At 51.7% G+C, this 26381-nt stretch carries 27 protein-coding genes; 21 read left to right on the top strand and 6 right to left on the bottom strand.

Features of this window, described 5'->3' with window-relative positions:
- The first annotated feature begins 212 nt into the window (after positions 1 to 212).
- From ACTJI7_RS02580 to ACTJI7_RS02555, 6 genes are read left to right on the top strand one after another with little or no spacing between them, the layout of a single operon-like run.
- Positions 213 to 743 carry a fimbrial protein gene (locus tag ACTJI7_RS02580; protein WP_192978971.1) on the top strand — a complete coding sequence of 177 codons (531 nt, stop codon included), beginning with the start codon at positions 213 to 215 and terminating at the stop codon, positions 741 to 743.
- 57 nt (positions 744 to 800) lie between these two features.
- Positions 801 to 1478, top strand: coding sequence for a fimbrial biogenesis chaperone (locus ACTJI7_RS02575; protein ID WP_048960405.1), 678 nt, complete (start codon positions 801 to 803; stop codon positions 1476 to 1478).
- 42 nt (positions 1479 to 1520) lie between these two features.
- Positions 1521 to 4064, top strand: a complete 2544-nt coding sequence (locus ACTJI7_RS02570; RefSeq protein ID WP_440669635.1) for a fimbria/pilus outer membrane usher protein — start codon at positions 1521 to 1523, stop codon at positions 4062 to 4064.
- Between the two features lies 1 nt (position 4065).
- Positions 4066 to 5013 carry a fimbrial protein gene (locus ACTJI7_RS02565; protein ID WP_192978973.1) on the top strand — a complete coding sequence of 316 codons (948 nt, stop codon included), beginning with the start codon at positions 4066 to 4068 and terminating at the stop codon, positions 5011 to 5013.
- 11 nt (positions 5014 to 5024) lie between these two features.
- Positions 5025 to 5537 (top strand): fimbrial protein, encoded by a 513-nt coding sequence (locus tag ACTJI7_RS02560; protein ID WP_192978974.1) that lies wholly within the window; start codon positions 5025 to 5027, stop codon positions 5535 to 5537.
- A 41-nt stretch (positions 5538 to 5578) separates the two neighbouring features.
- Positions 5579 to 6220 (top strand): helix-turn-helix transcriptional regulator, encoded by a 642-nt coding sequence (locus tag ACTJI7_RS02555; RefSeq protein ID WP_048960398.1) that lies wholly within the window; start codon positions 5579 to 5581, stop codon positions 6218 to 6220.
- 15 nt (positions 6221 to 6235) lie between these two features.
- Here ACTJI7_RS02555 and ACTJI7_RS02550 read toward each other — a convergent pair whose 3' ends face one another.
- Both ACTJI7_RS02550 and ACTJI7_RS02545 read right to left on the bottom strand, forming a co-directional pair.
- Entirely contained in the window at positions 6236 to 6874 is a 639-nt protein-coding gene (locus tag ACTJI7_RS02550) for a helix-turn-helix domain-containing protein (protein ID WP_192978975.1), read from the bottom strand.
- A gap of 87 nt (positions 6875 to 6961) precedes the next feature.
- Complete coding sequence (locus ACTJI7_RS02545; RefSeq protein ID WP_047368376.1) at positions 6962 to 7624, bottom strand: winged helix-turn-helix transcriptional regulator; 663 nt, start codon at positions 7622 to 7624, stop codon at positions 6962 to 6964.
- 406 nt (positions 7625 to 8030) lie between these two features.
- Between ACTJI7_RS02545 and ACTJI7_RS02540 the strand changes: the two genes are divergently transcribed.
- From ACTJI7_RS02540 to ACTJI7_RS02505, 8 genes are all read left to right on the top strand, one after another.
- The gene (locus tag ACTJI7_RS02540; protein WP_100170423.1) at positions 8031 to 8549 is read left to right on the top strand and encodes a fimbrial protein; all 519 of its coding nucleotides are present in this window, start codon (positions 8031 to 8033) and stop codon (positions 8547 to 8549) included.
- Between the two features lie 61 nt (positions 8550 to 8610).
- The gene (locus ACTJI7_RS02535) at positions 8611 to 9288 is read left to right on the top strand and encodes a fimbrial biogenesis chaperone (RefSeq protein ID WP_028012853.1); all 678 of its coding nucleotides are present in this window, start codon (positions 8611 to 8613) and stop codon (positions 9286 to 9288) included.
- A 40-nt stretch (positions 9289 to 9328) separates the two neighbouring features.
- The gene (locus ACTJI7_RS02530; protein ID WP_063153874.1) at positions 9329 to 11869 is read left to right on the top strand and encodes a fimbria/pilus outer membrane usher protein; all 2541 of its coding nucleotides are present in this window, start codon (positions 9329 to 9331) and stop codon (positions 11867 to 11869) included.
- Positions 11870 to 11877: 8 nt separating this feature from the next.
- Positions 11878 to 12801 (top strand): fimbrial protein, encoded by a 924-nt coding sequence (locus ACTJI7_RS02525; protein WP_074147899.1) that lies wholly within the window; start codon positions 11878 to 11880, stop codon positions 12799 to 12801.
- A gap of 10 nt (positions 12802 to 12811) precedes the next feature.
- Positions 12812 to 13321, top strand: coding sequence for a fimbrial protein (locus ACTJI7_RS02520; protein ID WP_126326128.1), 510 nt, complete (start codon positions 12812 to 12814; stop codon positions 13319 to 13321).
- A 12-nt stretch (positions 13322 to 13333) separates the two neighbouring features.
- Positions 13334 to 13843 carry a fimbrial protein gene (locus ACTJI7_RS02515; protein ID WP_047368379.1) on the top strand — a complete coding sequence of 170 codons (510 nt, stop codon included), beginning with the start codon at positions 13334 to 13336 and terminating at the stop codon, positions 13841 to 13843.
- Between the two features lie 41 nt (positions 13844 to 13884).
- Positions 13885 to 14571, top strand: coding sequence for an EAL domain-containing protein (locus ACTJI7_RS02510; protein ID WP_063153875.1), 687 nt, complete (start codon positions 13885 to 13887; stop codon positions 14569 to 14571).
- A 3-nt stretch (positions 14572 to 14574) separates the two neighbouring features.
- Complete coding sequence (locus ACTJI7_RS02505) at positions 14575 to 15216, top strand: LuxR C-terminal-related transcriptional regulator (protein WP_063153876.1); 642 nt, start codon at positions 14575 to 14577, stop codon at positions 15214 to 15216.
- A 67-nt stretch (positions 15217 to 15283) separates the two neighbouring features.
- On the opposite strand, the gene fdhF is transcribed toward ACTJI7_RS02505, so the two are convergent.
- The 4 genes from fdhF to ycgZ all read right to left on the bottom strand — a co-directional run bounded on the left by fdhF (position 15284) and on the right by ycgZ (position 18491).
- Entirely contained in the window at positions 15284 to 17434 is a 2151-nt protein-coding gene (gene fdhF, locus ACTJI7_RS02500; RefSeq protein WP_063153877.1) for a formate dehydrogenase subunit alpha, read from the bottom strand.
- 184 nt (positions 17435 to 17618) lie between these two features.
- Positions 17619 to 17897 (bottom strand): biofilm development regulator YmgB/AriR family protein, encoded by a 279-nt coding sequence (locus tag ACTJI7_RS02495; protein WP_047368383.1) that lies wholly within the window; start codon positions 17895 to 17897, stop codon positions 17619 to 17621.
- Positions 17898 to 17926: 29 nt separating this feature from the next.
- A complete protein-coding gene (locus ACTJI7_RS02490) occupies positions 17927 to 18247 on the bottom strand; it encodes a hypothetical protein (RefSeq protein WP_047368384.1) in 321 nt (106 codons plus the stop codon).
- 4 nt (positions 18248 to 18251) lie between these two features.
- Positions 18252 to 18491 carry a regulatory protein YcgZ gene (gene ycgZ, locus ACTJI7_RS02485; protein WP_028012861.1) on the bottom strand — a complete coding sequence of 80 codons (240 nt, stop codon included), beginning with the start codon at positions 18489 to 18491 and terminating at the stop codon, positions 18252 to 18254.
- 340 nt (positions 18492 to 18831) lie between these two features.
- Between ycgZ and ACTJI7_RS02480 the strand changes: the two genes are divergently transcribed.
- The 7 genes from ACTJI7_RS02480 (at position 18832) to sufS (ending at position 26369) form a co-directional block, all read left to right on the top strand.
- Positions 18832 to 20052 (top strand): diguanylate phosphodiesterase, encoded by a 1221-nt coding sequence (locus ACTJI7_RS02480; RefSeq protein ID WP_047368385.1) that lies wholly within the window; start codon positions 18832 to 18834, stop codon positions 20050 to 20052.
- Between the two features lie 188 nt (positions 20053 to 20240).
- Entirely contained in the window at positions 20241 to 20969 is a 729-nt protein-coding gene (locus ACTJI7_RS02475) for a MerR family transcriptional regulator (protein ID WP_048956258.1), read from the top strand.
- 313 nt (positions 20970 to 21282) lie between these two features.
- On the top strand, positions 21283 to 21651 hold the full coding sequence (gene sufA / locus ACTJI7_RS02470) for a Fe-S cluster assembly scaffold SufA (RefSeq protein WP_063153878.1): 369 nt from the start codon (positions 21283 to 21285) through the stop codon (positions 21649 to 21651).
- Between the two features lie 8 nt (positions 21652 to 21659).
- A complete protein-coding gene (gene sufB, locus ACTJI7_RS02465) occupies positions 21660 to 23150 on the top strand; it encodes a Fe-S cluster assembly protein SufB (RefSeq protein WP_028012865.1) in 1491 nt (496 codons plus the stop codon).
- Positions 23151 to 23159: 9 nt separating this feature from the next.
- A complete protein-coding gene (gene sufC / locus ACTJI7_RS02460) occupies positions 23160 to 23906 on the top strand; it encodes a Fe-S cluster assembly ATPase SufC (RefSeq protein ID WP_041910384.1) in 747 nt (248 codons plus the stop codon).
- Positions 23881 to 25152, top strand: coding sequence for a Fe-S cluster assembly protein SufD (sufD, locus tag ACTJI7_RS02455; RefSeq protein WP_049138918.1), 1272 nt, complete (start codon positions 23881 to 23883; stop codon positions 25150 to 25152). Before sufC ends, sufD begins: the two co-directional genes overlap by 26 nt.
- Positions 25149 to 26369 carry a cysteine desulfurase SufS gene (gene sufS, locus ACTJI7_RS02450; protein ID WP_028012868.1) on the top strand — a complete coding sequence of 407 codons (1221 nt, stop codon included), beginning with the start codon at positions 25149 to 25151 and terminating at the stop codon, positions 26367 to 26369. Before sufD ends, sufS begins: the two co-directional genes overlap by 4 nt.
- Positions 26370 to 26381: the final 12 nt, after the last annotated feature.

Raw genomic sequence — 26381 nt, 5'->3', positions numbered from 1 at the left:
ACCCCAGTCTACAGCTAGACCTGAAAATGGATTGTCTCGCACAAAAGAGTTGTATAAATTTTGACTCGTCGACAGAAACACCCATCTGAAACGCTCGACACGATGAGAGTGATATTTTGTTTCTGATGGCCTCTAAAAAAGAATGGCAGAATGAGGAACGTCTGTTTTGCCTGAATATCAGTAATAAATAAAGTAATACAGGAAATGGCTTTATGAAAAAGAAAATTATTGTTGCCATGTTTGCGGCAGGCTCTGCATTGACAATGACTCAGGCTTTCGCGGCGGCAGGTACGGTTAATTTTAACGGTAATATTTTGGATAATGCCTGCGATGTGGATGTGGCATCCCAGAATCAGGTTGTGGTCCTCGGCGATTATTACAAAACGGAATTCCCGACAACGGGTTCCCGAACCGCAGCGACGCAGTTCAATATCGTACTGAAAAACTGCCCGGTGACCATTACCTCCGCGAAGGTGCGTTTTGACGGCACGCCAGATTTAACCAACGCAAGCCTGCTGGCGATTGATTCCTCCGTTGTGGGAGCAGCAACGGGCGTGGCCATCAACCTGATGACGGGGGATAAGGCCGATCTGCCGCTGCATGGTAGCAACAGCTATACCTATGCGCTGAGCAGCACCGCTGATAATACGCTCAACTTCTATGCCCAGTATATTTCGACTGCGGCATCAGTGACCGCGGGCCCGGCTAACTCGGTTGCTAACTTCTCTGTGATTTATAACTAAGTCTTTTGCAGTAATCAGTATGGGGCCACCCGGCCCCTTTGTTTTATGAGGTATTCAATGCGTTTTATCACAACAATCGGTCTGGCCGCAGCAGCGTTACCGCTGACATTTTCAATCGCCAATGCCGGGGTCATTATTGGCGGCACCCGCGTTATTTTCGACGGTGCAAAAAAAGAAGCAACCATTAGCGTGGACAATGCCGATAGTGCGCCCTTTTTAATTCAATCGTGGATTGATGCGCCGGAGGGAAAAACAGATAAAGCGCCTTTTATCATTACGCCTCCGCTTTATCGACTGGATGGCGGCCAGAAAAATATCGAACGCATTGTTATGACAGGTTCGCTCTCTCAGGAACAAGAAAGTTTATTCTGGCTCAATATAAAAGCCATTCCTTCTGCAACGAAACAGGCTAACGCACTGCAAATTGCGGTGAAAACGCGTATCAAGTTGATTTATCGCCCGGCTAATCTTCACGCGTCAACGCCTGAAGATCAGGCCGGAAAATTAACGTGGCAACGCAACGGGAATGAAATTCAGGTTACGAATCCGACACCTTATGTCATCAATTTTAATGAAATATCTGTGGGCGGAAAAAGGCTGGATGATGTTTCGTATGTATTACCTGGCGCGTCGGCCCGGTTCCCGTTATCTCATGGAACCAGCGGAAATACGTTGACGTTTAAAGTTATCAACGATTATGGAAGCCCCGGCGCGTTGCATCAAGCCAGTTTGTGATTTTGACAAACGGTAATACCCGCATTACTCAGGTTATCAGCAATGAAAATACAGCAATATAAAGTACGTCCTCGACGCCTGGCGACACTCATCGCCCTGGCAATGACGGGGTCTTCTCCCACGCTTTATGCCAGCGAAACGTTTAATACCGAACTGGTCGAGCTGGACAACCCAGGGATGGGGAAAGCCGATTTATCCGCATTTGAATCAGGCTCTCAGGCACCGGGGACGTACCATGTTGATATTATTCTTGACGATCAGCTCATGGAGACCCGGGATATTACCTTCGCCGCAGCAAAAACGCCTGATGGAAATGACGTATTACAGCCATGCCTGAGCATTGAACAATTAAAACAGTGGGGCGTTAAGACAGCGCTCTTTCCACAGCTGGTCTCAGAGAAAAGCGACTGTGCCGATCTTAAGGCTATTCCACTGGCCTCGACGGATTTCCAGTTCAACGCGCAGCGTCTGGTTATCAGTATTCCGCAGGCGGCTATTGATATACCGGCGCGTGGCTATGTGCCACCAGAAATGTGGGACGAGGGCATCAATGCCGCCATGCTCAATTACAGCCTGAGCGGGGCCAACTCCTGGGCGAAGACCGGAGGGGCTAGCAGAACGGACAGCCAGTATGCCAACCTGCGTCCGGGGATCAACATTGGGCCCTGGCGCCTGCGCAACTACACCACCTGGTCCCGGGATGCGTCGGGTCAGGATAAATGGGACACCGTTTACACCTATGCGCAGCGGGCCGTTATTCCCCTGAAAGCGCAGCTGACGCTCGGCGACAGCTCTTCCCCGGCTGACGTATTTGACAGTATCCCTTTTCGCGGCGGCCAGCTGTCGTCCGACGATGACATGCTGCCGGATTCCCTGAAAGGCTACGCGCCCGTGGTTCGCGGTATTGCGCGCACGAATGCGCAAGTGGTGGTGCGCCAGAATGGCTATCAGATCTACCAGAGCTACGTCGCCCCTGGGGCGTTCGAGATAACAGACATGTACCCGACGGGCGGTGCCGGGGATCTGGATGTGACAATCAAAGAAGCGGATGGAAGCGAACAGCATTTCACCTTGCCTTACGCCTCTCTGCCGGTGCTGCAGCGCGAAGGGCGTCTGAAGTATGCCATCACGGGCGGCCAGTATCGCGCCTATAACAACAGCGTGGAAAAGACGCCTTTCGGGCAACTGACCGGTATTTATGGTCTCCCGCAGGGTCTGACGCTATACGGCGGCGTGCAGGGATCGGGCAAGTACCGGTCGCTCGCCGTTGGGGTGGGTAAAAACATGGGGGATTTTGGTGCGATCTCCACCGACGTAACCCAGGCCTGGTCTACGCCGGATAACACGGCCAAAACCAGCGGCCAGTCCTGGCGCGCGCGGTACAGCAAAAACTTTATTGATACCGGAACAAACTTTTCGATTGCGGGGTATCGCTATTCGACCAGCGGCTACTACGGAATGCAGGAAGTGCTGGACTCCTGGGGAGACAGTACCGCGCTGCAGGACAGGCGGCGTAACCGCGCCGAATTGACCATGAGCCAGACGCTGGGCGGGGATTTGGGGTCCCTGACCCTCAGCGCCGCGCGGGAAGACTACTGGAATTCGGGCAAATCAATGGCGTCCTGGAGCGTCGGGTATAACAACTACTGGCATAACATCAGCTATGGCGTGACCTGGACATACAGCAAAAACGCCAGCGCAGCCTCTTATGGCACCGGGAGCAGTAAAACGTACGACCACGACCAGCTTCTGGCGTTTAACGTCAGCGTGCCGCTGGAGAAATTCCTCCCGCAGACGTGGGCGAACTATGGCATGAACGCCAGCAAGAATAACGGCACTACGCACAGCCTGGGCATGAACGGCGTGGCCCTGGAAAACAACGCCCTTAACTGGAACGTGCAGCAGGGCTACGGCACGGACGGCGTGGGATATACCGGCAACATGAACGGGGATTACAAAGGGACCTACGGCGAAGTGACGGCGGGCTATGGCTACGACAGGAACAGCGAGCGTCTGAACTACGGCCTGCAGGGGGGCATCCTGGCCCACGCGGACGGCATCACCTTTTCCCAGCCGCTGGGGGAAACCAATGCCCTGATTAAGGCACCTGGCGCCCACGGGGTGGATATTCGAAACCAGTCCGGTATGCGAACGGACTACCGGGGCTATACGGTGGTGAGCAACCTCTCCGTGTACCGCAAAAACGACCTCACGCTCGATCCGGAAAATATGTCTGACGACGTGGAACTGGAGATCAATACGCGCACGGTCACGCCAACGCGAGGCGCGGTGGTCAGGGCAGATTATCTCTCTAAAGTGGGGCGCAAGGTGCTGATGACCCTGATGGACGACGGTCGATTCGTTCCATTTGGGGCGATGGTGACGCTCGCCGGAGACGGTCACAGTAGTTTTATCGTCGGCGATCGCGGACAAGTCTATTTAACCGGCATGAGCGAGCAGGGGACGCTGATCGTGGCGTGGGGAAATCAGTCCGGCCAGCAGTGTCGCGCGGATTTCACGCTGCCGAAACAGGCCACCTATGGTGGCGTCACCCTCGTTAATGCCCTTTGTCGTCGGGAACATTAAGATGAAAACGATGAAATTTTTGCTGTTGCTCTGTTTATTGGCGGGCTGGAATGGTGCCTGGGCCGGGACGTGCACGACGATCGTGCCGCAAACGTCTTCGCTGTCGGTGGGCACCCTCAACGTGCAGCGCGATGCGCCTGTGGGAACGGTGATATTCTCCGGTGCGGCGTCAAATACGGGGTCCTATCTGACCGGCTGCAGCAATCCATTAATGCTGGGTTTTAGCATGCGGTATAACGGCGCCACGCTCAGCACCTATGGGAATCATGTTTACAATACCAACGTCAGCGGGATTGGGATTCGATTTTCATCGAACAACTATTTTGATAACCCGAGCAATACCTTCTCATACAACGCGCAAACCTCCTACGTCGACTGGTATGGCGGAAAAATTGAACTGGTGGTGACCGGGCCGGTTTCATCCGGGGCGCTCACGCCCGGCGTCATCGGCGTGGTAACCCTTCAGGGCAGCGACGCTATTTATCGCGATGGCCTGACAACGCAGTTGACCAGCGGCACGATCAATGCCCTGGCGTGTACGATTAATACGCCACAATTAACCTTCGCCATTGGAAATATACCCGCCTCTTCCTTTACTGGCGGTGTGGGAACGTCGCCGGCAGGCGCGCAAAATACGCAGAACCTCGGATTAAACTGCAGCGCCGGGACCAATATAAACGTCACGTTGAGCGGCATTCAAAATCCGGATAGCGGCAATACCAGCGTGATGGCCCTGACGGGGCAGGGTAATTCAGGAACGGCAAAAGGGGTGGGCGTTCAGCTCATCTATAACGGTACGCCGCTGGCCATGAACAGTCGCCTGCTATTAAAACAGTCCGCGGGTGGAGTCGAAACGCTCCCGTTAACGGCCCGTTATTATCAAACGCTGGGGACCATTCAGTCGGGAACGGCCAACGCCTCGGCCACGCTTAATATAACCTACCAGTAGCAGGTGAGAAGATGAAAATAGCGCACAAAAAAACGCTCCTGCTTGCCCTGTTGAGCTGGAAGGTGTTTTCCGGCGATGCGGTCAATATCGGCGTAACGGGGAATATCGTGGCATCGCCCTGCATATTTAATGGCGGGAATACGAATCTGGATATTAACCTCGGCAATATTCAGGCTTCCAATATGGCGACGCCAGGATCCACGTCCGATCCGGTTGCGTTCAATCTGCTCTTTACAAGCTGTCCGCTGGGAACCCGCAGCGTCACGGTGACGTTCGCAGGTAACCCGGATCCCGCAGCAGGCGCGGACTACTACATGAACAGCGGAACGGCCACTGGCGTTGCCGTCGCCATGAGTGACGCCGCGACCGGCTCGCTTAAAGGGACGGGCTCCAGTATCACAAAGGCTATTGCGGCAGACAGCACTGCCACGATGCCCATGCAGGCCTGGGTCAAAACCGCTCCAGGCGGTGTTACGCCCGGAAGTATCAGTGCCGTTGTTGTGATGACTATGCAGTACAACTAAATGACAGTGATACGTATCTCTTAAAGACGTTGGTATGAACTATGTTAAATATTCTGATTCAGGAAACGGATCTGTTTTTTCAGGCTGGGCTACAGAACTTTTTAGAGAATTTTTTTAAGCAAAACTTTAATCGCGCCATCACCTTTAATCTTGACCTGACCCATGAAAACGTCAGTCAGGCCGATATTATTGTTCTGTCATTGTGTCAGGGTGAAACACTGACCTGTTTTCCCGAGTTACTGGCCCGGAAAAAAGGGATTGTGATAGGCTTCGTCGACGATGAGCTGCGATTTTCAGCGTCGCCCTCCTGCTTTCAGGACATCATTTTTCTCTCTCGCCGTGCATCGCTTGATCGTATCAGTGGTGAACTGTTTATCGCGTGGTTCAGGACGCAACTACCGGGTTACAAGTGGACTAAAAGGAACTGTTTCGACTGCCAGCATAAAGGTTTATCCCGGCAACAAATTCGCATTATGGTGAATTTTTACAGAGGGCTGTCGGTTGTGCAGATCGCGCACGCGCTGGAGATGAGCGAGAAAACGGTCTTTACCCATAAATATATGATGATGCAAAAATTTAATCTGCGCACCGATTACGAGCTGATCGTATTGCTGAGAAGGTTGATGGAGAAAAAGAGCCAACCCAACCAGCTTCGCGATTTCCTGGAAAACGATTATGTATAACCTGGCAATGCTCTATCAAAATTTTTCAGGCAACTTAATAATATCAAGTAACACACCTCTTTGCATGTCAATATAGCCCCCTTCTTTTAATGCCGACAGTATACGCATCACGCCACTCCGGGACAGGTGGGTTTTATCTCTGATATAACTTTCAGCAGTAACACTGAGCCTGAACGAGGGTTCTTCGTTTGAGAGCGCATAAAGTTGGGCGATGACAATATCATAAGCGGAAGGGCCCGTTAAATCTTCATAACTGTGAAAGAGCTTACCTGCCAGGCTCATCAGATGATATGCCAAAGGCTCCCAAAGGTTATGACGCTTAACCGTCTCATTAACAAAATCCATTTTAAGGATGACGATGTCACAGTTATTGAATGTCTTGATATAGCCGCGCATCTGGGTCTGATACAAATTGCTGAGGCCGATCACCGCGGGCCCTTGAACCGTAGCCATCGCTAAATCGTGGTTGCTACGGTGTATCATGACACGTCCTTTGAGCAATACATAACAGAGACGATCATTGCCAACCACAAAATTTAATCGACGGCGTGGAAGCACTTTTTTCAAATCTGAACCATGTTGAAGATAATCGATCAGCAATGTTGTCGCTGATAAAGGATCACATACCCATTTTGTGGAGAAGTCATCGAGCATACGCGCGCCTGTCCGTCAAACCTTCCAGTAGTCATGGGATTCAGTATAGCGTGGATCCTGCCGAGTCTCCCTAAGCGCCCGTTTTGTTCAGTATTTCAAAGGTAAGTGATTGATAGAAATCAAAATACCGCGTTTAAGTTCAACGCATCCGGTATCCCGAAGTTCTGCAAGGATCCGCATTATGCCGCTACGAGAAAGATACGTTCTGCTTTGGATGTAATTTGCTGCGGTAATATTGCTGCGGATACGCTCCGATTCGTTCATCAGTTCAAGCAACTGGAACCGGATTATTTCATATGAGGACATCTGTGATATCAATGTGCAGTGCTCGTAAACGCGAGAAGCGGTGTAAATCACTAATTTGCACAAACTCTCCCACAGTCCAAAACTCTCGATCAGCAGATTGAAACGTTCCAGAGAAAGGCGGCTCATCACAGCATTTTCATTCACTCTGACGTACAGGTTTTCGGTCTGTGAGAACTGATTACTGATACCCATAATGAAAGTCGCTTGTTCAGAGTTAAGCACCATACCATCCCCTCGTCGGTTCAGCGTGACACCACCTTGATGAAGTATGTAACAGGTTCTTTTTTTACCGGAATGATAGCGCAGGACTTCGCCTTTATTCGCATTAAAACGCGTGGCAAAGGGAGCGATTTGTTCAATAATTTTATTGATATCATCAACGGGCTTAAATGCATGTGCAGGAGTAACCTCAGTGATTTCTCCCGTTGACATTTTAGTATTCATATTAATCCCTCCAGACGCTCTTTATGTTTGTCAAAAGATGCGTCAGAGATTATCTATCCGAGGGGAGTATAAATAAATAATAGGTTGATTTCATAATGGACTCGGCCATTAACAAATATTTAATAATTTGAAATAGACCAATTAAACAAGTTTTACGTGTTAAAGAATAGTTAAGATTAAAGTCTACTGTTGGGCTAAAAACCAATTGTCGAAAAAATTAAACTTCTGTAAATTTCGCTTCAGCAAGTGAGAGGGTGAAAACAAAGTTATCGAATAAATATCTTTGCGTTCTGCTTACTGCACGTTGGAAATGAGATGTCTGGCGCAAAAAATAAATGGCCTAAATCCATCTGGATGTTGCTGCCTAAATTTCGGTAATTTATAAAGTTATTAAGGAAATTAAATCATGAAAAAGAATATTATTGCTGCTGCTTTCGCTGCGACTGCTGCTCTGACCATGTCTAATGCATTCGCTTCTGCTGGTACCGTTAATTTCACCGGTGAAATCATCGACGCAGCGTGCACCGTTGACGCGGGTTCGGTAAACCAGACCGTTGATCTGGGCCGTTACAGCAAATCTGAATTTACCGCTGCTGGCGATAAAACCGCTGCGACTAAATTCTCAATCGTGCTGACCAACTGCCCGGCAACCGTAACAGGCGCAACCATCAAGTTTGACGGTTCTGCGGACCCAGCAAACTCCAACCTGCTGGCTGTAACCGGTGGCGCAACGGGCGTTGCTATTAACCTGATGACGGCTGACAGCCAGGACCTGCCGCTGGCGGGCGTTAACTCCCACGTTTACAGCCTGGCTGAAACTGTACCAAACACGCTGGACTTCTTTGCTCAGTACGAAGCAACGTCAGCAACTGTTGGCGTAGGTCCAGCAAACGGTGTAGCTAACTTCTCCGTTAGCTACCAGTAATCTTCCTGACCGGAAAAATATATGAGGGCCGGTATACGGCCCTTTTTTATCGAGGTGTAAAATGAATTTTCTTAGCAAAACTTTAATTGCCTGCGCAGTGATTTCAGCAAGCGTGTCCGCCGCCAATGCGGGTGTTATTATTGGCGGAACGCGTGTCGTCTATGATGGCAATAAAAAAGAAGCTTCCATTGATGTTAACAACCCGGATAAGACGCCGTACCTTATTCAGTCATGGGTTGAGACATTAAATGGTGGCGCTGAGAAAGCTCCTTTTATTATTACCCCTCCGTTGTATCGACTCGATGGCGGTCAGCAAAACATTGAGCGTGTTGTGGTGACTGGCAACTTGCCGCAGGATAAGGAAAGTCTCTACTGGCTGAATATTAAAGCGATACCGTCAGCGCCCAAAAAAGATAATACGCTGCAAATAGCGATTAAAACGCGCATTAAGCTGATATACCGTCCTGCAGGCTTAAAGTCTCAGCAGCCGCAGGAGTTGAGTCATCAGTTAACCTGGCGTCGAAATGGTAATCAACTTCAGGTTACCAACCCAACCAGCTATGTCATTAACTTTAATGAAATCAGTCTGGGCGGTAAAAAAATTGAAAATGTTTCGTATGTACTTCCTGGGGAATCAATGAATTTCACGCTACCTGCTGGCGCTAACTCAACCTCTGTTAATTATAAAGTCATTAATGATTATGGAGCGGTGAGTGACGTGCAAAGCGCAAGCTTGTGAAAATAATTGGTTTTGGAATGTCGTTTCCAAGGTGACGTGAATGATGATAGTAAGGGAATATAATAATTTTAAACCTGCGCGATTGGCTTTACTGATTGCATTTGCCCTTGCTGGCTCAATGCAGAATGCCATGGCGCGTGATTACTTCAACCCGGACCTGGTTGAGCTCGATAATCCGCAAAATGGAGGTAAAGCCGATCTCGCTGCGTTTGAAGCGGGCTCGCAGGCGCCGGGAACTTATCACGTCGATGTGATGCTGGATAACGAACTTGTTGATACGCGCGATATCGAATTCAAAACCTCTGGTGCTCCCAATGATGAGGGGAAATTAGAACCTTGTCTGACCGTGGAGCAGCTTAAAGAGTGGGGCGTAAAAACCGAGCTTTTCCCGGCGCTGGCGGTGGACAACGAACGTTGTGCAAACCTGCACGCGATACCTTCCGGATCCACTGAATTCCAGTTTGGCGCACAGCGTCTGCTCATCAGCATTCCACAGGCGGCGATTTCTCGTCAGGCCCGCGGATACGTTCCACCAGAACAGTGGGATGACGGAATCACGGCTGCACTGCTCAACTACAGCCTGAGTGGCGCTAACAACCGCTCGCGCAACGGGAGCAGTGATACCAGCAACACGCAGTACGCTAATTTGCGTCCGGGAATCAACATTGGGCCATGGCGTCTGCGCAATTACACGACCTGGTCACGGGATGAAGATGGCAAGGACAAATGGGACAGCGTTTATACCTACGCCCAGCGCGCGATCGTTCCGTTAAAAGCGCAGATGACCCTCGGGGACAGCACTGCGCCTGCCGATGTCTTTGACAGTATGCCGTTCCGCGGTGCGCAGCTGGCCTCCGATGATGACATGCAGCCTGACTCCCTCAAAGGGTACGCACCCGTCGTGCGCGGTATCGCGCGTACCAATGCGCAGGTCATTGTCCGTCAGAATGGGTATGAGATTTACCAGACCTACGTTGCGCCTGGCGCCTTCGAGATCACGGATATGTATCCGACAGGGGGAGCAGGCGATCTGCAGGTCACAATAAAAGAGGCTGACGGTAGCATTCAGCAATTTACCGTTCCCTTTGCGTCACTGCCCGTACTGCAGCGAGAAGGGCGATTCAAGTACGCCGTCACGGGTGGGCAATATCGTTCCTATAACGGTAGCGTAGACAAGACACCGTTTGCGCAAATAACGGGCATCTATGGCTTACCGTATGGCTTAACGGCGTACGGCGGTGGTCAAACGTCGAGTCACTACCAGTCGATCGCTGCCGGTATGGGTAAGAACATGGGAGATCTCGGCGCAGTTTCTGTCGACGTCATTCAGGCATGGTCCACTCCACAAAATCTGCCGAGCGATAGCGGACAGTCCTGGCGAGCACGCTACAGTAAGAACTTTGTCGACACCGGCACTAACTTTGCTATTGCAGGCTACCGCTATTCGACCAAAGGCTTTTACGGTATGCAGGAAGTGCTTGATTCATATGGCGATAACGGTGTGATGCAAAACAGACGTCGTAACCGTATGGAGCTGACGATGAACCAGTCTCTGGGCGGTTCATTAGGCTCGATCATGGTGAGCGCCGTTCGCGAAGATTACTGGAACTCCGGGCGAGCGATGGAGTCCTGGAGTCTGGGGTATAACAATTTCTGGAACGGCATCAGCTACGGTTTGACGTATACCTCAACGCGTAACGGGACGCCTGGTACCTACGGTAACCCTACGAGCTATGACAAAGATCGGATGGTGGCATTTAACATCAGCGTGCCGCTGGATAAATTCCTGCCGCAGACGTGGGCAAACTACAGCGTCAATAACAGTAAAAATAGCGGAACGACCCATACGGTTGGCATCAACGGCACCGCTCTGGAAAACAATGCCCTGAACTGGAACGTTCAGCAGGGCTATGGCAGCGATAATGTCGGATACAGCGGCAACGTAAACGGTGATTACAAGGGTACCTATGGTGAGGTGACGGCAGGGTACAGCTACGACCAGAATAATGAGCGTCTGAACTATGGTATTCAGGGTGGCGTCATCGCGCATGCTGATGGCGTGACGTTATCGCAACCGCTGGGTGAAACGAACGTCCTGATTAAAGTGCCTGGGGCGAAAGGTCTGACGGTGCGAAACCAAACGGGCGCGAAAACGGACTATCGGGGATATACAACGGTAAATAACGTCAACGTCTACCGTAAAAACGATATCGTAATCGACCCAGAAAGTATGTCCGATGATGTAGAACTGGATCTCACGACCCGGACCGTTGTGCCGACTCGCGGAGCTATTGTTCGCGCTGAATATACTGCCAACGTTGGTCAGCGTGCATTGTTTACGTTATTGCGCGGTAACGGACAGCCCATTCCCTTTGGGGCGATTGTCAGCGTGGGGGGTATTAAAAATAGCGGCTTTATTGTCGGCGATAATGGGCAGGTTTATCTCACAGGCTTAGGCGAGAATGTCGACCTTATCGCGCAATGGGGTGAGGGTAGTGATAAGCAGTGTAAAGCCTCATACGTTTTAAAACCTTCCGATGTTAAAAATAACATTGCTGTTGTCAGTACTGTTTGTCGATAGGAAACAAAATGAATCTGCTTAAAATTTTTTTGCTGTTGATTTTGACGTTAATATCCGTAGAAAGCTTTGCTGGCTGCACAAACAATATCTCTGCGCAAAACTTTAATTTAAATTTTAGTAACATTACTGCGCAGCGCGATGTGGCGCCGGGAACGGTTATTGCTGCACAATCGGGTATTTACAATGTGAATTACTCATGTACTGATTCTGCGAATACTTACCAGGAAGCGATGAGCGGTAGTTCTCTGGGGAACAGCCTCTATGATATAGGCGTGAGTGGCTATGGTGTGCGTGTTTCAGAAAATGATACAGGCGGCGGTTTCCACCACTACTTTCCAATGTCGTTCACTATTGGCAGCTATAGTGCGTCTTATATGTATAAAGTTGAGTTGGTAAGGACAACCGCTCCCGCTGTATCCGGTGCACTTCGCAGTGGACAAATTGCTAACGTATCTATTTCGAACCAATTTTTCATCGCGACATGGAATATTACTGGAGGGAGCATTACAACACTTGCTTGTAGTACTTCTTCGGGATCGCTGAGTTTCCCAATAGGTAATATCCCCGCGACAAGCTTTGGTTCAACAGTAGGTACTACGCCAGCCAATGCTCAGGTTACCCAGACTCTCGGACTAACGTGCAATCCTGGAGCAAATATCAATATTTCTTTGAGTGGACAGCAAAATCCTGATGTGGTCAATACAAGTGTTTTAGCCTTATCGGGTCAAGGGGGGCCGGGAGTAGCGCAAGGTGTCGGGGTGCAAATATTATATGGAGGTACACCTCTCAATCTTAATAATACTGTTTTCCTTAAGCAATCTGGGGGTGGGTTGGAGTCATTCCCAATCGTGGCACGTTATTATCAGACTAAATCAGCTGTTTTACCCGGAACAGCAAATGCAACAGCAACGTTGAACATTACCTATCAATAAGGGGATAAATGTGAATATTAAATGTTTAGTCCTGAGCTTGTCCGCAATGATACCGATTTTGTCTTATTCAGCAGATGCGGTAAATATTAACGTGACTGGTAATATCGTGGCGTCACCCTGTATTGTCAACGGAGGAGCAAACAGCCTTTATGTTGATTTAGGTAATATTCAGGCAACAGCACTCGCAGCTCCTGGCTCATCATCTACTGCAGTGCCGTTTACATTGACAGTCACAAACTGCCCAACAGGCACAAGTACTGTCAGAGCAGATATTGGTGGTCTTGCATCCCACGACTCACCTAACCTTTATGAGAATTCAGGTACGGCAGGGAATGCCTCTGTTGTTTTGTATGATGGCGTAACTGGTGATTATTTAGGTCCTGGCACTACAGTCTTTAAAACTGTCCAGAGTGACCGTACAGCATCGATGGCGTTTAAAGTTGGCGCATATTCTCTTCATGGTAATACAACGCCTGGTTCAATTAATACGGCGATAGTTATTACAATGAGTTATCAATAAAGACTAGATCATATGAATAATAAACTCTTTTTATTTGCCTTCCTCCTGAGTTCAGCCCCTTTAATTACCTGCGCTGATACCACTATCATTGTTACTGGCCAGGTCATTGCCAGCCCGTGTGTCGTTGACACGGGCACCGTTTCTAAAGTGGTCAATCTGGGGGAAGATACAAAGCAAAATCTCATCAATGCCGGTGACGGTGGCGTCTGGTCTGACTTTGATCTGCTGGTGCAAAATTGTCCCACAGGCACCAGCAGCGTAACGGCCAAATTTACCGGTAATGCAGATACGCAAGATCCCACGGCATGGAAAAACAGCGGAACCAGCAACAATGTTGCATTACGTATCGCCAGCAGGGATCATGCGACAACATATAGCGTAAACAGCACAATGCAGGTCAACGTCGATAACAGTACGCGCAGCTCGACATTTCCCCTGTCAGCGAGAATGTTTACGCCGCAGGGAAATTCCACTGCTGGAACTTTCCAGTCAGTAATGAACGTTGATTTTACCTATCAGTAACGGCTGAAATATCTTTTTAAAATAATAAGTTTGAGACATCCATGTTGATTAATTCCTTGCTTGAGCATGCTATATGCGGTGTTCGGTTCCAGCCTATCTATTCTTCACAGGAAAAGAAGATAAAGGCTTGGGAGATGCTAAGTACCTTACGTCAGGGAATTGATTGCGAAACGTTTTTTGAAAAGATGTCTTTAAGTGCAAGCTCTCGTTTGCTGCGCTGGCAGTTGCGTATAATTCCTCTGTGTGAAGAGGATGGTGACTATTTTATTAACGTCCCCGCAAGATTATTATGCCAATCAGAATTGGTCAGTGAAATATTGCCCAGCCTGCGTTCTGGTATCGTTATTGAGGTACAAGATCCGTGCAATTTTATTTTGCTAACAAATGAAGAGCGAGAGAGTTTTGATATAATGCATCAGAGAATAAAAAAAACAGGTGCAAAGATATGGTTGGATGATGTTAGAAGTGAGCATTTAGCGCCGCTGGGTGAACGTATTTGCATATTTGATGGTGTTAAAGTAGATAAAAAGAGCTTGTGGGAAAACAGATTGACTCCCCGGGCCTTACAATCAATGATAGCCTACTGCGCTATGATGGTAGATCAGGTGCTTATTGAAGGCATCGAAAATAACGAACTGTTTTCTTTGGCTCAGAATACTGGATGCAATTTAATGCAGGGATTTCTTTGGCCTGAAAAAAAGTTGAGTATCGATTATGTCTCGGTCTGATAAATGATAAATGTTTTAATTAAAGAAGATGATTCTTTATATCACCATAGCCTCAGGTCATTTGTTGAAGATTTTTTTAACAATGAATATACAAAAAAAGTCAATTTTCTCAATGGCTATGATGTGGAGAATATTGCTCGGGCGGAAATAATCGTTTATGCGTTCAGCAAGGGCGAACATTATACCTGTTTCCCGGAATTAAAATGTGCGCGTAAATGCGTCATAATTGGTATTACCGAAGCGGAAGAGCCATCGTCATCGTTTTTACCGTTCTGCATTCAGCAGACCTTTTTTGTGTCGCGCTCAGCGTCACTCTATCTGTTGAAGAGGGTATTGCGCCAGGCCTGGAGTGCATACAGTGCGCCCGTTATCCCTGTCCTCTCAAAAGCCTGTTTAAGCTGTAAGCATAAAACGTTATCACAGCGTGAGCTCAATATTATGGCCGGTCTTTTCAAGGGGGAATCCGTCAAAAACATAGCCAGGGAGATGATGCTTACACCAAAGACGATCTATGCCCATAAGTATGCGGTTATGCATAAGTTTAACCTGAGCAGTGAGCATGAATTGCTGGAGCTCCTGAACCGCTTGCTTGAAAAGCGCTGTAACCCCAATTTGTTTCGTGATGCATTAGATCTGTTTCATTAGGGAATTACCCGGCCAAAAAGATGATCATTCTGGTGCCGGGTAAACCTGATGCTATTTACGCTGTTCCTTAGACGTTCGCCGCGCTCATCAGCCGCGACTTCATGGACTGATACGCCGACGCCGCATAGTCCTCCGCCCAGCGCTGATCCTCAATGGCCTCCAGCTGCACCGCACAATATTTTGTCTCCGGCGTTTTTGATACGGGGTCGAGATTATCCTGCGTCAGCTCATTGCAGGCCCCGATCCACCACTGATAGGTCATATAGACCGCCCCGGCGTTGATGCGCTCGCTAATGCTGGCGCGGGTGATCACTTTACCCCGGCGCGAACGTACCCAGACCAGTTGACCGTCGCTAATACCTAGTCTCTCCGCATCGGCAGGATTCACCTGCACCCGTCCCGGCTCATCGGCGAGGCTTTGCAGCGCGGCGCAGTTACCCGTCATCGAGCGGCAGGAGTAGTGCCCAACTTCGCGTACCGTGCAGAGTACCAGCGGATAATCATCATCGGGCGTCTCGGCCGGCGCGCGCCACGGTGCGGCAAAGAGCTGCCCTTTACCGCTCGGGGTATCGAACTGATTATCTTTGTACAGGTACGGCGTGCCGGGGTGATCGAGCGTCGGGCACGGCCACTGCACGTGGCCCATCTCGCCCATTTTTTCATACGTCACGCCGTAGAAGAGAGGGCACAGCTCGCGCATTTCATCCCAGATCTGCTGGTTATCGTCGTAATGCATCGGATAGCCCATCTCAGTGGCGAGCAGGCTGATGATCTCCCAGTCGCGCTTCACGTTGCCTTTGGCCTCAATAGCCTGGCCAAAACGCTGGAAACCCCGATCGGCGCAGGTAAAGACGCCGCCGTGTTCGCCCCATGAGGTGGCAGGGAGCAGAACGTCTGCCACTTCCGCCGTTTTCGTCATAAAGATGTCCTGAACCACCACGAAGTCAAGCGCCTCAAAACCGCTGCGCACCAGGCCGAGATCGGCTTCCGTCTGCAGCGGATCTTCCCCCATGATGTAATAGGCTTTGACCTTGCCTTCCAGCGCAAGGTGAGGCACTTCGGTAATGCGCGTCCCAACGCGATCGTCCATGTTATTCACGTCGATCCGCCAGGCATCGGCGAACTTCTGCCGGACAGCCGGATCGGTCACATCCTGATAGCCGGGGAACATATTCGGCAGAACGCCCATATCGCAGGCGCCCTGAACATTGTTTTGCCCGCGGACGGGACCGACACCGACGGCAGGGCGACCGAGGTTGCCGGTCAGCAGTGCCAGGCTGGAAAGCCCTTTGACGACATCGACGGCCTGGCCAAACTGGGTCACGCCCATTCCCCACATTACGGTGGCGGAAGGGGCCGCCGCGAAGGTGCGCATTGCCTGACGAACGTCGCGGGCGGGGATGCCGGTGAGGTGTTCTACGCGCTCTGGGGCATACTCTTTCACCGTCTGCCGATAGGCCTCAAGTCCTTCGGTAAACCGCGCGACGTAGTTCTTGTCGTACAGCTCCTCTTCCAGAAGCACATAGCCAAAGGCGTTCACCAGCGCCATGTTGCTACCGTTCTTCAATTGCAGATGCTGATCGGCAATACGCGCCGTTTCGATGCGGCGCGGGTCGCAGACGATGATTTTCGCGCCGTTTTCACGGGCCTTTAGCACGCGCCGGGCGACGATAGGGTGGGAGTCTGCGCAGTTATAGCCAAATACCAGCAGGCATTTGGAGTGTTCAATATCGTTGATAGAGTTGCTCATTGCACCGTTGCCGAGGGTCTCCTGAAGTCCGGCGACGGAAGGACCGTGACAAACGCGCGCGCAGCAGTCGACGTTGTTGGTGTGCAGCACCGCGCGGGCAAATTTTTGCATCACGTAGTTGGTTTCATTCCCGGTACCGCGCGACGACCCGGTGGTCATAATCGAACGCGGGCCGAACTGGGCTTTAATGCTGCTGAGCTTCCGGGCGGTGTAGCGGATAGCCTCTTCCCAGGTCACGGGAGTGAATGTCTCTCCCTTGCGGTAGCGGATCATCGGCTGGGTCAGGCGTGGGGTGAGCAGGCGGGTATCGTTAAGGAAATCCCATCCGTAAAATCCTTTCAGGCATAGCGTGCCCTGGTTTGTGGCCCCCTCTGCCGCTTCGGCACGGATGATACGGTTATTCTCAACGACAAGGTTTAGTTTGCAGCCTGCACCACAGTAAGGGCAGACGCTGGCGATTTTTTTCATCAATAACAGACCTGTTAAGAAATGAAGCAAAATGACTGGTAAGCCCAGTCCCGTAACAGGGAGTAAGCAGAAACCATGCCATCTTTATAACGCTTCTTTACAGGGGGTTATGAAGAGAGGGGGGTGTCATCGTCAGCATGTTCGACAATTCTGACGATGACACGATCGCTGAATGGCAGGGCGTTTAAACGTCATCCATGGTGTAGCCCACAACGATCTCAAGCGTCTTACGAATAACATCCGCCTGCACAACGTCTCTGGTCGCTTCCAGCGTCTGAATGAGCCACAGGATGATCGCTTTATTGGAAATATGACCTTCAGAGGCCAGAACACAGCGTACTGCAGTAGAAAAAATAGCGGACTCTTCAGCAAAACGATCGCCTGCGTGACGGAAATATTCCGCCAGCGCACTGTCTAAAAAAGCAGAGTGGTATTCGGGTTGAAGCTGAATATTTTGTCTCATTTGTTCTCACCGTAGCTGTTAAAATGCAGTCAATGTATTTTTTTGGGATCGGACGGCTTTCCCTTTCCAAACAACGACACTACATTGCCTCTGTTATCATTGAGAGGTCCCTCTCTGCTCATTCGTCCTTGCGCGGTTCTGCGACGTTTTAATCCGAGGCTTTTTGATCCGATATCGGCAATCGCCTTCGCCAGTGTCTCCCGCCGCCGGGGATTCTTTTCATGTGTTTTCATCTGCCGCAGACGCTGAACCAGAGCTTCAGTTGTAACGGGGCCACGCTCTCTCAAAAGAGAAAGAACGGCTTCGCCAATCAGCTGATCGGTCAGTTTGTCTGCGTCACTGCTGTTCATCACGTTATCGTTCGAAGAGCAAGCCAAGCAGCATATGGTAATGCTGTTCCTCTTCGGGGCCCTCGGCCCTTTCAAGGCGACTTAACAGTTTGGTACAGAGCGATTTGCGATTGAGATTTCGCCCGTCGCTAAGGATCTCAACAACGACCTGACCCAGCGTTTCCTGTTGGGTGGGAAGCGTGGCTTTTTCGAAGTACTGTGCGATTGCTGCTGCGGAATCTGCGACGTAACCTTTCTGCTGCATGTTTCGCTCCTGTAAAATTTTGTAATCAGTAACGTTACATTTAAGGTATACACTTTTTCTAAATCTGTACATTAAAAATGTACAAATTTTTAATAGAATCAGGATATATTTTATAAATACTCTATTTTTCAATTAGTTGTTTGTTGTTCATGAAACGGTAATGCTACAGAATATATTGTACAAATCGCACAGCCGCTGTTAAGTTGTACAACACTTGTGAGAGTGCCATTAACGGGCGTAAATGATTGAGATGTAAATTATTTGTGAGGCAATTAATGTGCTATAAGAGAAGTCTCTCCACATGTTTTTGTGGTCAAAACCCTTAACCCCCAGGAATCGCATGCTTACAACCATCATTTACCGCAGTCATATCTGCGAGGACGTTCCAGTGAAAGCACTGGAAGCTATGGTCGCTGCTGCAAATAATAAAAACCGGCAAGCCAACGTCACGGGGATCTTGTTGTTTAACGGCACACATTTTTTTCAGTTGCTTGAGGGGCCAGTGGAGCATGTTTCTGCTATTTATGAGGAGATCTGCAACGACCCGCGACACCATAACGTAGTCGAGCTGATGCGCGATCACGGGCCTGTTCGGCGTTTTGGCAAGGTGGGGATGGAGCTTTTTGATTTGCGCCAGTTCGACAGGAACGAGGTGCTGCAACAGGTGCTGAACAAGGGAACAACACGCTATCAGCTGACTTACAATGACCGTCCGCTGCAGTTTTTCCGTACCTTTGTCGAGGCCACGGAAAAAGCGAACTATTTTGAACTGCCGCCTGCGGATTCCTGGGAGTTCGTTCGCGAAGAAACACGCTTGTCAGCGCAACCCGAGGTGGTCGCGAAAGGAGCGGATTGCAGCTTTGCTTTCCAGCCGATAGTCGATCCGTTTATGCAGCAGGTCGTCTCCTGGGAGGCACTTCTCCGCACGCCTGACGGCGGCGCACCGGGGATCTACTTTGCCAATCTGCCGCGTGACGACGTGTATACCTCTGATTTGCACAGCAAGCAGGTGGCCCTCTCAATGGCCAGCGCACTCGGGTTGCAGAACCAGACGTTATCCCTCAACCTGCTGCCTATGACGCTGGTTAACATTCCTAACGCCGTTGATTTCCTGCTCACCGCGATTGGAGCAAACGGTTTTGTTCCTGAGCAAATTGTGGTGGAGTTTACCGAAAGTGAAGCCATTTCCCGTTTTGACGAGTTCACGGATTCAGTCAGACAGCTAAAAAGTGCAGGCATCAGCGTGACGATCGATCACTTTGGTGCCGGCTTTGCGGGACTACAGCTACTGGCCCAATTCCAGCCCGACAGAATTAAGATTAATCGCGATCTCGTCGCGAACGTGCATAAAAGTGGCCCTCGACAGGCCATCATTCAGGCGATTATCAAATGCTGTTCCTCGCTTGAAATTCAGTTCTGCGCGGTCGGCGTGGAGAAGGCAGAAGAGTGGATGTGGCTGGAATCTGCGGGGATTTCCCAGTTCCAGGGGCATCTTTTTGCCAGCCCCCGGCATGGCGGAATTCCGGCGATTGCATGGCCGGAGAAGAAATTCGATTTTTGATAAAGCTGTACAAAATTCGGCAGACTTAGCTGTACGAGAAGCAAACTTTAGACAACAATGTATTAACAGGTGAAGGGAGAACGACCCCTTTCACCTGTGCAAAATGCGGTCTTAGTTATACAAATGGTTTGTACAATCTGATAAGGTTGGTGTAGTTAGGTATGGAAGTTCTGAGCGTGAGGGAGTTAATGGCCTATTACAGTATCGGCGAAGTGGCCGAACGATGCGGTATCAACCCCGTTACGCTGCGTGCCTGGCAGCGACGTTATGGATTGTTGAAGCCGCAGCGCAGCGAAGGGGGGCATCGTCAGTTTGACGATGAAGATATCCTGCGTATTGAAGAGATCAAACGCCTGATGAAAAGCGGCGTTTCGGTCGGAAAAGTTAAAGCCTTGCTGGAAAATAAAGAAGTCCTGACTCAGGGTAACTGGGTCTCGTTCCAGGAAGAGATGATGACCGTTCTGCGTTATGCCAGCCCGGCAAAGCTGCGCGCCAAAATCGGTGAGTTCCGCCGGGATCACGCCATGGATGCGCTGATTGATAACATCATTTCCCCCGTCCGCCAGCGAATGAATCAGGATCAAAATACTGTACGCCACATGGCGAGCATGCTTGACGGCGTCCTGATTGAATTCGCGGTTCTAAGTCTGGCGGAGTCGCGCAAGAAAGCGGGTAAAGATGCGTTGCTTATCGGCTGGGAATGCGATGACCGTACTCATCTTTGGCTTGAAGCCGCGCGGCTGGCGCAGCAAGGCTGGCACATTGACGTGCTCGCGGACCCGATTGATTCTCCGCGTCCTGAACTTTTCCCGGGGCAAAAAATCTTCGTCTGGACGGGAAAGACGCTAACACCGCGTCAGCAGGAACAGCTGGATCACTGGCGTGAGCAGGGTTTTAGCGTTTCATTTCACCAATAATAATCAGAGGCCTTGAGGGCCTTTTATTGTTTTAGACACTTCCAGAACAAAAGCTATCTCAAAAATAGGCATTTCCGATACATATTTTACTTTTCCTCTCTTCGCTGTTTTCTCCAACAGATAATCCATTAATTTTCAAAGTATTGAACAATTAAATCCATCCCGCCCGCATCTTCTGACAGGGTCTATGCTTAATAAAAGTAGACAAAAAGGGCGGTTTAGCCGAATGCCCCTGCTGACAGAGGGTTGAAGTGATAATCGTTATCACTAACATGGTGTTATGCCCTGATGGCTAATCAGATGAGGTGGACCTATGGAACTGCATTCAGAAACCTTCAATCCTGCCGATTTTGCCTGGCGAGGATTAACGCTCACGCCTGCGGCGGCAGCGCATATCCACGAGCTGGTAGCAAAAAATCCCGACATTCTCGGCGTGCGCTTAGGCATTAAGCAGACCGGCTGCGCGGGCTTTGGTTACGTCCTGGATACCGTCACCGCACCGGAAAAAGATGACCTGGTGTTTGAAACCGACGGCGCAAAGCTGTACGTCGCGCTGCAGGCTATGCCGTTTATCGATGGAACCGAAGTGGATTACGTGCGGGAAGGTTTAAACCAGTTATTCAAATTTCATAACCCGAAAGCCCAGAACGAATGCGGCTGCGGCGAAAGCTTTGGGGTATAGGCGGTACTATGTCTCGTAATACTGAAGCAACGAGTGATGTAAACACCTGGAGCGGCGGACACCTCAACTATAAAGAGGGTTTTTTCACGCAGCTGCAGACCGACGAGCTGGCGAAAGGCATTAATGAAGATGTGGTGCGCGCCATTTCGGCCAAACGTAACGAGCCCGAGTGGATGCTCGAATTTCGCCTGAGTGCGTTTCGCGCCTGGCTGGAGATGGAAGAGCCGCACTGGCTGAAAGCCCACTACGACAAGCTGAACTATCAGGATTACAGCTACTACTCCGCACCCTCCTGCGGCAGCTGTGACGATACCTGCGCCTCGCAGCCCGGCGCGGTCCAGCAGACCGGTGCCGAGAACAGCTTCCTGAGCAAAGAGGTTGAAGAGGCGTTTAACCAGCTGGGCGTGCCCGTGCGCGAGGGGAGAGAGGTGGCGGTGGACGCCATTTTCGACTCCGTCTCGGTGGCGACCACCTACCGTGAAAAGCTGGCCGAGCAGGGGATCATTTTCTGCTCCTTTGGCGAAGCCATTCATGACCATCCCGATCTGGTGAAAAAGTACATCGGCACAGTGGTACCGAGCAACGATAACTTCTTCGCCGCGCTGAATGCCGCGGTAGCCTCTGACGGCACCTTTATCTACGTGCCGAAAGGCGTGCGCTGCCCGATGGAGCTCTCCACCTATTTCCGCATCAACGCCGAAAAAACCGGACAATTTGAACGTACCATTCTGGTAGCGGACGAAGGCAGCTACGTCAGCTATATCGAAGGGTGCTCCGCCCCGGTGCGCGACAGCTACCAGCTGCACGCGGCGGTGGTAGAGGTCATCATTCACAAAGACGCCGAGGTGAAATACTCCACGGTGCAGAACTGGTTCCCCGGCGACGGCAATACCGGCGGTATCCTGAACTTCGTCACCAAGCGCGCGCTGTGCGAAGGCGAAAACAGCAAAATGTCCTGGACGCAGTCGGAAACCGGCTCCGCTATTACCTGGAAATACCCGAGCTGCATCCTGCGCGGGGATAACTCCATCGGTGAGTTTTACTCGGTGGCGCTGACCAGCGGGCATCAGCAGGCCGATACCGGCACCAAGATGATCCACATTGGGAAAAACACCAAATCGACGATTATCTCGAAGGGGATCTCCGCCGGGCATAGCCAGAACAGCTATCGCGGGCTGGTGAAAATCATGCCGACGGCCACCAACGCGCGTAACTTCACCCAGTGTGATTCAATGCTGATCGGTGCCGACTGCGGGGCGCATACCTTCCCGTACGTGGAGTGTCGCAATAACACGGCTCAACTGGAGCACGAGGCGACCACGTCGCGCATTGGGGAAGATCAGCTCTTCTACTGCCTGCAGCGCGGCATCAGCGAAGAAGATGCCATTTCGATGATTGTGAACGGCTTCTGTAAGGACGTGTTCTCTGAACTGCCGCTGGAATTCGCCGTTGAAGCACAAAAACTCCTCGCCATTAGTCTTGAACACAGCGTCGGTTAAGGAAAGCACATGTTAAGCATTAAAGATTTACAGGTCAGCGTGGAAGAGAAAGCGATCCTGCGCGGTCTCAATTTTGACGTCAAGCCGGGTGAAGTTCACGCCATCATGGGGCCGAACGGCTCCGGGAAAAGTACGCTTTCAGCGACGCTGGCGGGACGTGAAGATTACGAAGTGACAGGCGGCTCGGTCGAATTTAACGGCAAAGATCTTCTTGAGATGTCGCCGGAAGACCGCGCGGGTGAGGGCATCTTTATGGCCTTCCAGTACCCGGTGGAAATTCCGGGCGTCAGCAACCAGTTTTTCCTCCAGACGGCGCTGAATGCGGTGCGCAAGTATCGTGGCCAGGAGGCGCTGGATCGCTTCGACTTCCAGGATCTAATGGAAGAGAAGATCAAACTGCTGAAAATGCCGGAAGACCTGCTGACCCGCTCGGTCAACGTCGGCTTTTCTGGCGGCGAGAAAAAGCGTAACGATATCCTGCAGATGGCGGTGCTCGAGCCCGAGCTGTGCATTCTGGATGAGACCGACTCCGGTCTGGATATCGACGCCCTGAAGATTGTCGCCGACGGGGTGAATTCCCTGCGCGACGGCAAGCGCTCGTTCATTATTGTCACCCACTACCAGCGCATTCTGGACTACATCAAGCCGGACTACGTCCACGTGCTTTACCAGGGACGTATTGTGAAATCCGGTGATTTTACGCTGGTTAAACAACTGGAGGAGCAGGGTTATGGCTGGCTTACCGAACAGCAGTAATGCGCTCCAGCAGTGGCACCGGCTGTTTGAGGAGCAGGGTAATACGCGCTCCGAGCAGGCGCAGCAGCACCTGCAGCAGATGCTGCGCCTCGGCCTGCCGACGCGGAAGCATGAGAACTGGAAATACACCCCACTCGACGGCCTGCTGAACGGCGAGTTTGTGACGCGTCTGGCGGAGATTGACCCGGCCCGGCGCGACGATCTGGCGCTGACGGTGGATGCGGTGCGTCTGGTCTTTGTCGATGGCGTCTGGCGTCCAGAACTGAGCGACGACGCCCGGGATAGCGGGTTCGATATCGTCATTAACGACGACCGCCAGAGCCTGAGCGCCCCGGTTCAGCCGGAAGTTTTCCTCCACCTGACCGAGAGCCTGGCCCGCAGCGTGACGCATATTCAGGTCAAGCGTAACCAGCGTCCGGCAAAACCGCTGCTGCTGATGCACATCACACAGGGCGTGGAGGGCGATGAGATCAACACCGCGCACTATCGCCATCACCTGGAGCTGGCGGAGGGGGCGGAGGCCACGGTAATCGAACATTACGTCAGCCTCAACGAGACCCGCCATTTTACCGGGTCGCGGCTGACGATGAACATTGCCGCCAATGCACAGCTTCACCATATTAAGCTGGCGTTTGAGAATCCGCAGAGCCACCATTTTGCCCATAACGATCTCCTGCTGGGCCAGGATGCCGCGGCGTACAGCCACAGCTTCCTGCTCGGCGGCGCGGTGCTGCGCCACAACACCAGCACGCAGCTTAACGGTGAAAACACTACGCTGCGCATCAACAGCCTGGCGATGCCGGTGAAGGCAGAAGTGTGCGACACGCGCACCTGGCTTGAGCACAACAAAGGCTACTGCAACAGCCGCCAGCTGCACAAAACCATCGTCAGCGATAAAGGGCGGGCGGTGTTTAACGGCCTGATTAACGTCGCCCAGCACGCCATCAAAACCGACGGGCAGATGACCAACAACAATCTGCTGCTGGGGCGCCTGGCGGAAGTGGACACCAAGCCGCAGCTGGAGATCTACGCCGACGACGTAAAATGCAGTCACGGCGCGACGGTCGGTCGGATCGACGACGAGCAGATGTTCTACCTGCGCTCGCGCGGCATCGACCAGCAGGCGGCGCAGAAAATGATCATCTACGCCTTTGCGGCGGAGCTTACGGAAGCGCTGCACGATGGCGTATTGAAGCAGCAGGTGCTGGCCCGCATTGGTCAGCGTCTGCCCGGAGGCGAAGCATGAGTTTTCCCGTAGAGAAAGTGCGGGCCGATTTCCCGGTTCTGACCCGTGAAGTGAACGGCCTGCCGCTGGCCTATCTCGACAGCGCGGCCAGCGCGCAGAAGCCGAATCAGGTGGTGGATGCGGAAGCCGAGTTCTACCGCCACGGCTACGCCGCCGTGCATCGCGGTATTCATACCCTGAGCGCCGAGGCGACCCAGCGCATGGAAAACGTGCGCACGCAAATTGCAGCCTTCCTCAATGCACGCCTGCCGGAAGAGCTGGTATTTGTGCGCGGCACAACCGAGGGGATTAACCTTGTCGCCAACAGCTGGGGCAACGCCCAGGTGCGCGCGGGGGATAACATCATCATCACCCAGATGGAGCACCATGCCAATATTGTGCCGTGGCAGATGCTCTGCGAGCGTGTCGGCGCGCAGCTGCGGGTCGTTCCGTTGAACGACGATGGCACGCTGCAGCTGGAGCAGCTTGACGCCCTGCTGGACGATAAAACGCGGCTGGTGGCGGTCACCCAGGTCTCTAACGTGCTGGGCACCGAAAACCCGGTGACAGAGATTATCGCAAAAGCCCATCAGGCCGGCGCGAAGGTGCTGATTGACGGCGCGCAGGCGGTGATGCACCACGCGGTGGACGTGCAGGCGCTGGACTGCGATTTCTACGTATTCTCCGGGCATAAGCTCTATGGCCCGACCGGGATTGGCGTGCTGTATGTGAAAGAGGACATCCTGCAGGCGATGCCGCCGTGGGAAGGGGGCGGATCGATGATCGCCACCGTCAGCCTGACGGAAGGGACGACCTACGCCCGCGCGCCCTGGCGTTTCGAGGCGGGCACCCCCAACACCGGCGGGATTATCGGCCTGGGGGCGGCGGTGTCTTACGTCTCCGCAATCGGCCTGGACGCCATCCAGGAGTACGAACAGCTGCTGATGCACTACGCGTTGCAGGAGCTTGCCAGCGTGCCTGACCTTACCCTGTATGGCCCGGCTGACCGACAGGGCGTGATTGCCTTTAACCTGGGGAAACACCACGCCTATGACGTGGGCAGCTTCCTCGATAACTACGGCGTGGCCGTCCGTACCGGGCACCACTGCGCCATGCCGCTGATGGCCTTTTATCAAGTGCCGGCAATGTGCCGCGCATCGCTGGTGATGTATAACACAATGGAAGAGGTCGACAGGCTGGTGGCGGGGCTTAAGCGCATTCACCAGCTGCTGGGCTAAGAAGAGGCAAAA

Source organism: Enterobacter sp. 22499 (assembly GCF_052044815.1).
Lineage (GTDB): Bacteria > Pseudomonadota > Gammaproteobacteria > Enterobacterales > Enterobacteriaceae > Enterobacter > Enterobacter bugandensis.
This window is presented reverse-complemented; position numbering and strand designations above follow the sequence as displayed.

Coding starts and splice junctions, on each gene's coding strand:
- ACTJI7_RS02475 (WP_048956258.1), top strand. CDS start 20,241: ATGGCCTATTACAGTATCGGCGAAGTGGCCGAACGATGCGGTATCAAC.
- ACTJI7_RS02580 (WP_192978971.1), top strand. CDS start 213: ATGAAAAAGAAAATTATTGTTGCCATGTTTGCGGCAGGCTCTGCATTG.
- sufD (WP_049138918.1), top strand. CDS start 23,881: ATGGCTGGCTTACCGAACAGCAGTAATGCGCTCCAGCAGTGGCACCGG.
- sufC (WP_041910384.1), top strand. CDS start 23,160: ATGTTAAGCATTAAAGATTTACAGGTCAGCGTGGAAGAGAAAGCGATC.
- fdhF (WP_063153877.1), bottom strand. CDS start 17,434: ATGAAAAAAATCGCCAGCGTCTGCCCTTACTGTGGTGCAGGCTGCAAA.
- ACTJI7_RS02555 (WP_048960398.1), top strand. CDS start 5,579: ATGTTAAATATTCTGATTCAGGAAACGGATCTGTTTTTTCAGGCTGGG.
- ycgZ (WP_028012861.1), bottom strand. CDS start 18,491: ATGCAGCAGAAAGGTTACGTCGCAGATTCCGCAGCAGCAATCGCACAG.
- ACTJI7_RS02515 (WP_047368379.1), top strand. CDS start 13,334: ATGAATAATAAACTCTTTTTATTTGCCTTCCTCCTGAGTTCAGCCCCT.
- sufA (WP_063153878.1), top strand. CDS start 21,283: ATGGAACTGCATTCAGAAACCTTCAATCCTGCCGATTTTGCCTGGCGA.
- ACTJI7_RS02570 (WP_440669635.1), top strand. CDS start 1,521: ATGAAAATACAGCAATATAAAGTACGTCCTCGACGCCTGGCGACACTC.
- ACTJI7_RS02480 (WP_047368385.1), top strand. CDS start 18,832: ATGCTTACAACCATCATTTACCGCAGTCATATCTGCGAGGACGTTCCA.
- sufS (WP_028012868.1), top strand. CDS start 25,149: ATGAGTTTTCCCGTAGAGAAAGTGCGGGCCGATTTCCCGGTTCTGACC.
- ACTJI7_RS02510 (WP_063153875.1), top strand. CDS start 13,885: ATGTTGATTAATTCCTTGCTTGAGCATGCTATATGCGGTGTTCGGTTC.
- ACTJI7_RS02495 (WP_047368383.1), bottom strand. CDS start 17,897: ATGAGACAAAATATTCAGCTTCAACCCGAATACCACTCTGCTTTTTTA.
- sufB (WP_028012865.1), top strand. CDS start 21,660: ATGTCTCGTAATACTGAAGCAACGAGTGATGTAAACACCTGGAGCGGC.
- ACTJI7_RS02560 (WP_192978974.1), top strand. CDS start 5,025: ATGAAAATAGCGCACAAAAAAACGCTCCTGCTTGCCCTGTTGAGCTGG.
- ACTJI7_RS02535 (WP_028012853.1), top strand. CDS start 8,611: ATGAATTTTCTTAGCAAAACTTTAATTGCCTGCGCAGTGATTTCAGCA.
- ACTJI7_RS02575 (WP_048960405.1), top strand. CDS start 801: ATGCGTTTTATCACAACAATCGGTCTGGCCGCAGCAGCGTTACCGCTG.
- ACTJI7_RS02545 (WP_047368376.1), bottom strand. CDS start 7,624: ATGAATACTAAAATGTCAACGGGAGAAATCACTGAGGTTACTCCTGCA.
- ACTJI7_RS02525 (WP_074147899.1), top strand. CDS start 11,878: ATGAATCTGCTTAAAATTTTTTTGCTGTTGATTTTGACGTTAATATCC.
- ACTJI7_RS02490 (WP_047368384.1), bottom strand. CDS start 18,247: ATGAACAGCAGTGACGCAGACAAACTGACCGATCAGCTGATTGGCGAA.
- ACTJI7_RS02530 (WP_063153874.1), top strand. CDS start 9,329: ATGATGATAGTAAGGGAATATAATAATTTTAAACCTGCGCGATTGGCT.
- ACTJI7_RS02505 (WP_063153876.1), top strand. CDS start 14,575: ATGATAAATGTTTTAATTAAAGAAGATGATTCTTTATATCACCATAGC.
- ACTJI7_RS02565 (WP_192978973.1), top strand. CDS start 4,066: ATGAAAACGATGAAATTTTTGCTGTTGCTCTGTTTATTGGCGGGCTGG.
- ACTJI7_RS02550 (WP_192978975.1), bottom strand. CDS start 6,874: ATGCTCGATGACTTCTCCACAAAATGGGTATGTGATCCTTTATCAGCG.
- ACTJI7_RS02540 (WP_100170423.1), top strand. CDS start 8,031: ATGAAAAAGAATATTATTGCTGCTGCTTTCGCTGCGACTGCTGCTCTG.